The organism is Streptomyces sp. NPDC059787, from assembly GCF_042732315.1.
GTDB classification, from domain to species: Bacteria; Actinomycetota; Actinomycetes; order Streptomycetales; family Streptomycetaceae; genus Streptomyces; species Streptomyces atrovirens.
The window spans coordinates 76,661-78,841 of sequence record NZ_JBHWHX010000004.1 but is presented as its reverse complement, the minus strand read 5'-3'; the positions used below and the strand labels follow the sequence as shown (position 1 = coordinate 78,841).

Genomic DNA, 2,181 nt, shown 5'->3' with positions numbered 1-2,181 from the left:
GGTTACGCGCCCCCCTGCCGTCCCTTGTCGTCCTCGTCGTCCTCGACGATCTCGTCGCGGAGCCTGCTCATCGCCGTGGGCCCCTTCGCCACGGAGGTCTCGGCGATCAGCGAGCCGAAGACGGCCTCCCAGTCGACGCCCATCCGCTCCGGGGCGGCGCCGCGCGCGGTCATCCTGGTGATCGGGTCGAGCAGGTCGACGACCCGGCGGGCCATCTCGGCCCGCGCCGTGTTCGCGGCCTCCAGCACCGCCGCGGAGAGCTGGGCGGCGGCCATGGTCCGGTACTTGCCGTCGAGGAACTCCAGGCTGGTCAGCTCGCCCTTCGCGCCGACGGAGACCCGCACCGACCGGTCCGCCGAACGCGCGGTGGCCGACGCCGTGTCCAGTTCGGCCCGCGCCGAGGCCGCGGCCGCCTCCGCCGCCTTGAGGTGGGCCATCGCCTGGGCCACTCGGTCCTCCATCGGCTGACTCATCCCGCTCCTCCCCTTCCCCTCAGCGCCCCAGGGCCTGCGGCGCGCCGCCCTCGTCGGTGCCCCAGACGTCCTCGTCCTCGGCCAGCCACGTGGTCCGTTCCCTGTCCCCGCTCTCCGTCTGCGGCCTCTCCCCCGCCCCGCCCATGCCTCCCATGGGCGGCATGAAGGGCGTGCTGCTGCTGGTCTGCGTGGACCTGGGGACGACGCGGTGCTCCTCGTCGTCGACGGTCTGCGTGGCGGTCGTCCGGCCGGAGCGGCCGACCGTGGGCTCGATGACGGTCCTGGTGCGCTCGCCGCTGTTGCCGCCGGCCTCGCCGCCGGCGCCGCGCATCATCGGCGGGTACATCCCCGGCGAGCCCGATCCCGTGCCGGTGCCGTCGGCGGAGGCGCCCGCCAGGGCGCCGCTGCTCTGCGGACGCCCGAGCGCCGAGGCGAGGTCGTCCTGGTTGTAGAGGTTGTCGTTGAACACGGAGGAGTACGCGGAGCCGGCCGAGCCCGTGGAGCCGCCCCCGTTGTAGGCGGAGAGATCGGGGGGCTCGGGCAGGTCGGCGATGCGCTGCCGGATCAGCTCGTCGATGTCCTTGTCGTCGGCGGTGATCCGGTCGTACTCGGCCTGGATGTCGGCCATGCGCTGGTCGTACTCGGCCTTGGCGTCCTTGCGCGCCTGCTCGGCCTCGGTGCGCGCCTCTTCGCGTTCCGCCTGGACGTCGGCCTTCGCCTCGTCGTACTCCCTCTTGGCGTCGGCCTCGGCGGCGTCCGCCCGGTCGATGGCCGCCTGTTCGGCGGCGTCGATCTCCGCGATCCGCCGGTCGTACTCCTCGCGGGCCTCGTTCTCGTCGGCGCCGGCGGCGATCTGACGCTCGTACTCCTGGCGTGCCTCGGCGCGTTCCTGTTCGGCGTCCTGGCGTGCCTGGTCCCGCTGTTCCTGGGCCTCGGCCTTCTCCTGCTCGTACTCCTGGCGTGCCGCCGCCTCCTGGCGGTCGGCCTCCTGGAGGGCGGCGTCGCGCTCGGCGCGGGCCTCGGCCTTCTCCTGCTCGTAGTCGGCCTGCGCGTCGGCCTTGGCGTTCTCGGCGTCCAGCCTGGCCTGCTGCCTCTCCTGCAGGGCCTCGCGGCGGGCCTCTTCCTGCTGGGCCTCCGCCTTGGCCTGCGCGTCGGCCTGTTCCTGCTTGGCGGTTTCCCGCTCGGCGTCGGCCTCCGCCTTCGCGGCCTCCTGCTCGGCCTTCGCCTCCGCCTTGGCGGCTTCCTGCTCGGCCTTGGCTTCCGCCTTCTCGCGTTCCTGCTCGGCCTTCGCCTCGGCCTTCTCCTTCTCGGCCTCCGCCTTCGCGGCCTCCTGCTCGGCCTTGGCCTCGGCCTTCTCGCGTTCCTGCTCGGCCTTCGCCTCGGCCTTCTCCTTGGCGGCTTCCTCCTTGGCGGCCTCCTGCTCGGCCTTGGCCTCGGCGCGGTCGGCTTCGGCCTGGGCCGCGGCCCGCTCCCGTTCCTTCTTCGCCTCGTCCTGAGCCTTCTGGTTCTGCGCGAGGACGAACGCCTGCTGTTCGGCGGCCGCCTGCTTGGCCTCGGCCTTCTCGCGTTCCTGCTCGGCCTTCGCCTCCGCCTTCTCCTTGGCGGCTTCCTCCTTGGCGGCTTCCTGCTCGGCCTTGGCTTCCGCCTTCTCGCGTTCCTGCTCGGCCTTCGCCTCGGCCTTCTCCTTCTCGGCCTCCGCCTTCGCGGC

General features: G+C 73.2%; 1 protein-coding gene and 1 pseudogene. Both read right to left on the bottom strand.

Going from position 1 to position 2,181, the window contains the following annotated elements:
• Positions 1-2: 2 nt before the first annotated feature.
• A complete protein-coding gene (locus ACFV5H_RS05350; RefSeq protein ID WP_167744726.1) occupies positions 3-473 on the bottom strand; it encodes a YbaB/EbfC family nucleoid-associated protein in 471 nt (156 codons plus the stop codon).
• A 19-nt stretch (positions 474-492) separates the two neighbouring features.
• Positions 493-2,181: pseudogene (locus ACFV5H_RS05345) on the bottom strand (hypothetical protein); the annotation flags it as partial.

Bases quoted from the DNA above. Each gene is read 5' to 3' on its own strand.
- ACFV5H_RS05350 (WP_167744726.1), bottom strand. From the start codon at position 473: ATGAGTCAGCCGATGGAGGACCGAGTGGCCCAGGCGATGGCCCACCTC.